A 6,178-nucleotide genomic window follows, 5' to 3' on the forward strand; every position below is an offset into this window, starting at 1 on the left:
GCGGGTCAGCCGCGGAAGCGGGTGACCCTGGTCTCGGGGCCGAGGGGACCTGAATCGAGGTCGATCTCGACGAAGCGCCGAAGCGCGAGGGCGGCGACCACGCCTATCGGATCGGCGGCACCGCGCACGGCCGACATGCACTCGACGAGGGTCAGGGACCCCTCCTGGTCGAGGGCAGCTAGAAGGCCGATCCGCTGGGACAACGAGACGCGCCACTTGGCGTAGCGCAGGAGCTCCCGGCAGTTCTCGAGGCGGTCGCCCGCAAGGTCGTCGACGGGGACGACACGCAGCGTGGCACCGCGTTCTTTCGCGGCTTCGACAGCCCAGTCGGGAGCGGAGAAGTTTTCCGGCAACGTCGCGACCGATACGAACTCCGTTCCAGACGGACGGTTCACTGCGAGGTCAACGACGAACACCTGGCCGTCCCCTTCCAAGGCTGGCGGAACGCACGACCAGTCGACGATGTCGGTGTCGACATCGAGCAGGCAGGCGAGGTCGCGGACGGCTTGGCTTCGAAACCGCAACTCCCCCACGCAGCGAACGGCGTGACGCGGCTCGAATATGGTACCGACGGTGGGTTCCGACGATGTCGTTCGGCGGCCGTGCGATACGGCTGCGGTGATCTGGATCTGTGGCATGGGCACACCTGTCCTGAGGCGGACGGGCTCTGGCCAGCGTCCGCGTTCAACCTCTCGAGGGCATCGGGATCAGCGTATGCGTATGGAGGAGGCGAGCGGACGCGCGTCGGCAAGAGGCGTCTGGCGCCCCGTCTGCCGAGAGATGTTCGCGTACATGCTCATAGGCGTGAACAAACAATGAACCGGGGCTCGGCGTCAAGCAGTTATGTACAAGATAGGTTGGTGACACCCTCGAAGTCCCCCGGTCGACCGGAAAGGCGGGAACATCCGGTTCCTCTGTTCCCGGAGGACATTGGGGAGCGCTTCGTCGAATTGTCTCGACCCGGGAAGCTAACGCTTGCGCTCGGCGGCCGCGTCGCATGCTTCGCGGCTTGGACCGACCCGGGAAGCTAACGCTTGCGCTCGGCGGCCGCGTCGCATGCTTCGCGGCTTGGACCGTGCTTCTCGATGATCTCTCGGGCCTGCTCGGCCGCCAAGCCGTGCTTCTTGGCGAAGTAGCTCACCTCGTAAGGCTCACTGGCGGAAACCTTTGCCCGGTCGCGCCCGTCGGTCTTCTTCTTGTTGTCTGCCATCGCTCTGTCTCCTCCTCGATCTTTCCGTCACTGAAGCACCGTCGCTCGATCAAGTCGATGCGGCGGCGCTTCGTGTCATCAAGGGGCGACGAAAATCGTTGTGGTCGACCTCGAATCTCCCAGAGCGAGCGATCTTGATGAAGTTCGTCAGCGCCTATACGAGGTTCCCCACCCTTGCAGAACGACGATCTCACCATGGCCCCATGGCCGGACTTCATCCTTGGTCCCGACCGCTACACGTTCGGCCATCTCGTCGACTTCACGTTCGACTGCCTCGACTCGAGCGGGGTCCAGAGGTCCGTGCTGGTGACGTTCACCGATCACGCCTTCACCAGGGACGAGGTCGTCGGAGACGTCGCGGCGTCGGCGTTCCCGAACTGTAGCCGAGTTCCGCGGGGATACCTGTGTCCCGACCGCTACCGCATGTCCACGCAGCTCCCGGGTCTCATCGCGGGCCTGGCACCCCAGCGGGTGTGGAACCTGACCGGTGAGGACCGTTACGCCCAGGTGCCGATCGTCGACGACCAAGGTGTCCGCCGCCTCTACGCGGTCGTGTTCACCTTGGATCGGTTGAAGGGATTGGCAACGGACCTTCGGTTGACCGTCAGGTCGGCCCACATCTGCGACCGGAAGCCGCCCGACACGTTCGGCGAGGTGCGCTTCTCACATCTCGTGAAGCTGCGCTTGGAGCGCAAGCACCCGAAGCGTGAGTACGGCGACAGGCGCAAGAAACCGAAAATGCCCTAGAAACGAAAAACGGCCCCTTTCGGGACCGTCCGACCCAGAGGGTCTCGGGGCGAAGCTCTGGGGATTTCTCCCTTCCCCACATCCGCAGGGACCGAGCTTGTGGCCCGGTGGCACTGGCTATCTCACGCCCAATCACCAGCGATCTGCAAGAAAAGATACGCGGACCAGCGCGTTTGTCAAGGTGAGACCCATTCGGCGATCCTCCCGACCGTCCTCCGGGGATACCCGGGAACTGCACTTGTGCGCCGCGTTCCCGATGGTCTTAGCCGACCGATGCCGGAGAGGTCCATGCCTCGCCCCCGCCTGATGCCCGCACATCCGCCATCCACCATCCCTGACGCGGTCGCTTGACCGTTCTTCAGCCAAGGCCTCGATCCCAAGGCGGCGGATCGCCAAACCTTGCCACGAGAAAGTCGATGAACGCCCGCACCTTTGCCGGCGGGCGTCGGTTGGCAGCGTAGACGGCGAACACGCCGGGAAGCTCGAGCGGGGGGCGGTCGAGTTCGAGCGCGACAAGCCGTCCCGCGCGGATCTCGTCCCCGAGGAGAAAGGTCGGCTCGTAGACCAGCCCCTGTCCGGCCACAGCCGCGGCCACCAGTGCATCGCCGTTGTTCGCCCGCAAGTCCCCGTGGATCGAGACGTCGACGTCCCCGTCGACGCCGAACTGCCAGCGGTGCGGGCCGAGGGCGCTCGACAAGGTGTAGCCGAGACAGTTGTGGGAGGTGAGGTCGGCCAAGGTTTGCGGGACGCCGCGTTCTTGAAGATAGGCCCGAGAGGCCGCTACCATAAGGCGGCAACGGGCCAGCTTGCGGGCGATCAATGTCTGGTCGTCGATGCGGCCGATCCGGATTGCCACGTCCCATCCTTCCTCGACCAGGTCGACGACACGGTCGTTCAGACCGAGATCGACGGCGAGGGCAGGGTGCTTTCGGGAGAACGTGGCGAGCAGAGGCGCGACCTCGCGGACGCCAAAGGAGACGGGCGCGTTTAACCGCAGCGTTCCCGTGACCTCGACCCGTTCGGCCGAGGCGGTGGCGTCGGCCTCTTCCAATTCTCCAAGGATGCGCTCGGTGCTCTCGAGGTAGCGGCGGCCCGCCTCGGTCAGCGTGACCTTGCGTGTCGTCCGGTGAAGCAGCTTGACCCCCAGCCGCTCCTCCAGCGCCGCCATGTGCTTCGTCGCCATGGTCTGCGACATGCCGAGCGACCGCGCCGCCCCGGAGAGGCTGCCGAGCCCGGCAACGCGTGCGAACACCTGTATACCCGTGAACCTGTCCAACATCGTCTCACACCCTCGGTGTGGAGTGTTATACCTGCTTCGCGGATTATCAAACCGATCGAAGGTGGGCACATGGAGGGTGTCCAACCAGGAGACCCGAGATGATCGACAACCGTACCGCACCCTATGCCGCGACTGCCCTCCGTGTGGCCCTTGGCATCCTCTTCCTCGCCCATGCCGGCCTGAAGTTCTTCGTCTTCACGCCCGCAGGCACCGCGCAGTTCTTCACCAGCCTCGGCCTTCCCGGTCCGCTCGCCTACCTCGTGATCCTGGTCGAGACCGTGGGTGGCCTTGCCCTGATTGCCGGCGTCTACAGCCGCATCGTCGCGCTGGCGCTGATTCCAGGCCTTCTAGGTGCCATCGTCACCGTGCACGGACCTGCCGGGTTCTTCTTCACGAACCCGAACGGCGGCTGGGAGTTCTTGGCGCTCTGGATCGTCGGGTTGGTCTCGGTCGCTCTCCTTGGCGACGGCGCCTATGCTCTCCGCCCGACGACCGCTGCCGCGCTTCAAACGGCCCGGGCCTGATATCCCAACCGAACTGAGCGGCTTTCGAAGGAGATCTCGATGACCATCTCGACCCAGAGCGCCATCGAACGCTCTTTCCTCGATCCGGTGCTGGCGACGGCGCCGCACCGGATCTCCAAGGTGACCCTCGTCGTGCGCGACCTCGATCGCGTGGCCGGGTTCTACCGGGACGTGATCGGCCTTCGAGAGACCAGCCGCGAGGCCGGCACCTTGCGCCTCGGGACCGACGCCGCGACGCTGGTCGAGCTCCGGCACGAGCCGTCCGCCCGGGTTCGTTCACCTCGGGACGCAGGGCTCTTCCATACGGCATTCCTCCTGCCCGAGCGTGCGGACCTCGGAGCGTGGCTAGCCTTCGCGGCCGAGCGGCGCGTCTCCATCCAAGGCGCGTCCGACCATTTGGTCAGCGAGGCGATCTACCTCGCCGATCCCGAGGGCAACGGCATCGAGATCTATGCAGACAGGCCGAGCGCGGAGTGGGCGTGGGACGGCGGCGCCGTTCGCATGTCGACGGACACTCTCGACGCGCAGGACCTCCTCAGGGCGGCGGAGGGCCGGGAATGGCGCGGCTTCCCGCGGGGCGGCAACGTCGGCCATGTGCATCTTCAGGTCGGCGCGATCGCGCCTGCGGAGGCGTTCTACGGCGACGTGCTCGGCTTCGACGTGACCGCCCGCTATCCCGGTGGCAGCTTCTTCGGTTCGGGCGGTTACCACCACCAGCTCGCCGCCAACATCTGGAACAGCCGCGGCGCGCCGCCCCGGACGGAGCTGACGACCGGGCTGTCGGACGTCGAGATCACCACCGCTGCCGACACCATCGAAGCCATACGGTCTCGTGCGACGGGACCGTCCGAGGGAAGCAACGGGCCGCGCCTTGTGCTTCACGATCCCTGGAACACGTCCATCACACTCATATCCGAGCCGAGCACATGACCCCTTCGACATCACCGGACGGCTTGGTCGTCCTCCTGCACGGCGTCGGCAGCAATGGCCGGGACATGCTGGGCCTTGCAGAGGCATGGCGACCCTCGCTGCCGAACGTGGCGTTCGTCGCTCCCGACGGCCCCTTCGCCTTCGACCAGGGGCCGGGACGGCAATGGTTCAGCATCGCCGGCGTCACGCCGGAGGACCGTCCCGCGCGGATTGCGGCCGCACGTTCGGCCTTCGACAAGGTCTTGCGCTCCGAACTCGATCGGAGTGGCTTCGGGAACAGGTTGGACCGGGTCGTGTTCGTCGGCTTCTCGCAAGGCTCCATGATGGTGCTCGACGCCGTCGCGTCCGGGCGCTGGCCCGTCGCGGCTGCCGTATCCATTTCTGGCCGCCTCGCGTCGCCGACGCCCTACTCACCGTCCGCCGCCACGAAGATCCTGCTGCTGCACGGGTCGGCTGACCCTATCGTTCCCTCCGGGGAGACGACGCGGGCGGAAGAGGTCCTCCGTGCGGAGGGTCTCGACGTGACGAGCCGGATCTTCCCCGGTCTCGGCCACACGGTCTCGGCCGAAGGCGCGACCCTCACTCGCGACTTCATCGCGGCCGCCCTCAAGCCAACCGTTGCCGCCTGACGTGACGGACACCGAAAGGACAGCGACATGCTCGTGAACGGCAAGTGGACCGCCGACTGGCAGCCCGTGCAGGCAAAGGACGAGCAGGGTGGCTTCGTCCGCCAGACCTCGAGCTTCCGCAACTGGGTGACGCCGGACGGGAGCGCGGGACCGGCCGGGGAGGGCGGGTTTCCCGCCGAGGCGGGACGCTACCATCTCTACGTCGCCCTGATCTGCCCCTGGGCGTCGCGTACGCTGATCGCGCGCAGATTGAAGGGGCTCGAGAACGCCATCTCCGTCTCGGTGGTGGAGCCGGCGCTCACCGACGAGGGTTGGCGCTTCGGGGACTATCCGGGATCCGACCGCGACGAGGTCAACGGCGCCACGTACATGCACGAGCTCTACACCCAGGCGGATCCGACCGTATCGGGCCGCGCCACGGTGCCCGTGCTTTGGGACCGGGAGAGACAGACGATCGTCAACAACGAGTCCGCCGACATCGTTCGCATGATGAACTCGGGCTTCGGCGACCTCGCGAACAAGGACGTCGACCTGTACCCCGTGGACCTGCGCGGCGCGATCGACGCCTTGAACGACCGGATCTACCCGCGTCTTAACAACGGGGTCTACCGTGCGGGCTTCGCGACGACGCAAGTCGCCTACGACGAGGCTTTCGGCGACGTCTTCGGCATGCTGGACGAACTCGAGTCTCACCTCGAAGGCCGTACGTTCCTCCTTGGCGAACGCCTGACCGAGGCCGACATCCGGCTCTTCGTCACGCTGATCCGCTTCGACGCTGCCTATCACGGCCTGTTCAAGTGCAACCTGCGCCGCGTCGCCGACTACCTGAACCTCTCGGCTTACGTCGACCGCATGCTCG

At 66.1% G+C, this 6,178-nt stretch carries 8 protein-coding genes; 5 read left to right on the plus strand and 3 right to left on the minus strand.

The genetic code is table 11. From position 1 onward, the window contains the following. Positions 1 to 5: 5 nt before the first annotated feature. Both ACZLZY_RS15885 and ACZLZY_RS15890 read right to left on the minus strand, forming a co-directional pair. On the minus strand, positions 6 to 638 hold the full coding sequence (locus ACZLZY_RS15885; RefSeq protein ID WP_472934701.1) for a hypothetical protein: 633 nt from the start codon (positions 636 to 638) through the stop codon (positions 6 to 8). 389 nt (positions 639 to 1,027) lie between these two features. Further along, entirely contained in the window at positions 1,028 to 1,210 is a 183-nt protein-coding gene (locus ACZLZY_RS15890) for a DUF3606 domain-containing protein (protein ID WP_472934702.1), read from the minus strand. Positions 1,211 to 1,384: 174 nt separating this feature from the next. Between ACZLZY_RS15890 and ACZLZY_RS15895 the strand changes: the two genes are divergently transcribed. Continuing rightward, positions 1,385 to 1,957: a YjaZ family protein gene (locus ACZLZY_RS15895; protein WP_472934703.1), complete on the plus strand. Its 573-nt coding sequence runs from the start codon at positions 1,385 to 1,387 to the stop codon at positions 1,955 to 1,957. Between the two features lie 358 nt (positions 1,958 to 2,315). Here ACZLZY_RS15895 and ACZLZY_RS15900 read toward each other — a convergent pair whose 3' ends face one another. Continuing rightward, positions 2,316 to 3,236 carry a LysR family transcriptional regulator gene (locus tag ACZLZY_RS15900; RefSeq protein ID WP_472934704.1) on the minus strand — a complete coding sequence of 307 codons (921 nt, stop codon included), beginning with the start codon at positions 3,234 to 3,236 and terminating at the stop codon, positions 2,316 to 2,318. A gap of 98 nt (positions 3,237 to 3,334) precedes the next feature. On the opposite strand from ACZLZY_RS15900, the gene ACZLZY_RS15905 reads away from it, so the two are divergent. The 4 genes from ACZLZY_RS15905 to ACZLZY_RS15920 form a co-directional block, all read left to right on the plus strand. Next, complete coding sequence (locus ACZLZY_RS15905; protein WP_472934705.1) at positions 3,335 to 3,760, plus strand: DoxX family protein; 426 nt, start codon at positions 3,335 to 3,337, stop codon at positions 3,758 to 3,760. 39 nt (positions 3,761 to 3,799) lie between these two features. After that, positions 3,800 to 4,690 (plus strand): VOC family protein, encoded by an 891-nt coding sequence (locus tag ACZLZY_RS15910; RefSeq protein WP_472934706.1) that lies wholly within the window; start codon positions 3,800 to 3,802, stop codon positions 4,688 to 4,690. Next, entirely contained in the window at positions 4,687 to 5,319 is a 633-nt protein-coding gene (locus tag ACZLZY_RS15915) for an alpha/beta hydrolase (protein ID WP_472934707.1), read from the plus strand. Before ACZLZY_RS15910 ends, ACZLZY_RS15915 begins: the two co-directional genes overlap by 4 nt. 27 nt (positions 5,320 to 5,346) lie before the next feature. After that, positions 5,347 to 6,178: glutathione S-transferase C-terminal domain-containing protein (locus ACZLZY_RS15920; RefSeq protein WP_496253587.1), on the plus strand; the 832-nt coding region annotated here is incomplete at its 3' end.

The sequence above is a fragment of the Mesocryomonas lacus genome (genome assembly GCF_055730135.2).

Excerpts from the sequence above, each read along its gene's own strand:
- ACZLZY_RS15885 (WP_472934701.1), bottom strand. The coding sequence starts at position 638 with ATGCCACAGATCCAGATCACCGCAGCCGTATCGCACGGCCGCCGAACG.
- ACZLZY_RS15890 (WP_472934702.1), bottom strand. The coding sequence starts at position 1,210 with ATGGCAGACAACAAGAAGAAGACCGACGGGCGCGACCGGGCAAAGGTT.
- ACZLZY_RS15900 (WP_472934704.1), bottom strand. The coding sequence starts at position 3,236 with ATGTTGGACAGGTTCACGGGTATACAGGTGTTCGCACGCGTTGCCGGG.
- ACZLZY_RS15905 (WP_472934705.1), top strand. The coding sequence starts at position 3,335 with ATGATCGACAACCGTACCGCACCCTATGCCGCGACTGCCCTCCGTGTG.
- ACZLZY_RS15910 (WP_472934706.1), top strand. The coding sequence starts at position 3,800 with ATGACCATCTCGACCCAGAGCGCCATCGAACGCTCTTTCCTCGATCCG.
- ACZLZY_RS15915 (WP_472934707.1), top strand. The coding sequence starts at position 4,687 with ATGACCCCTTCGACATCACCGGACGGCTTGGTCGTCCTCCTGCACGGC.